Annotated in this window: 1 protein-coding gene; it reads left to right on the forward strand. The window is 63.6% G+C overall.

Going from position 1 to position 239, the window contains the following annotated elements:
* Positions 1 to 239 (forward strand): hypothetical protein (locus SB775_RS33500; RefSeq protein ID WP_410865615.1); only part of this gene is annotated, 239 nt, incomplete at both ends.

Consider the following 239-nt stretch of genomic DNA (forward strand, 5'->3'; position numbering starts at 1 on the left):
GGTCCCGACGGGGAGCGACCAATGCACCATCACCGTGACACCCCCCGACTACCCGACGCTGAGCGGTGCGAAGGCCACCCTCACCCCGAAGGTGAGCGGCACGAACTTCACCTCCTCGACCGGATCGTCGGCGACCCTGAACGTGACCGCGACCAAGAATGCGACCGTCGGGAAGTCTGCACAGTCGACCAATGTCGGTACCGGTGCCACGGATCAGTTCGTGCTGACGTTCAATTGCT

Source organism: Peribacillus sp. SIMBA_075 (assembly GCF_046534585.1).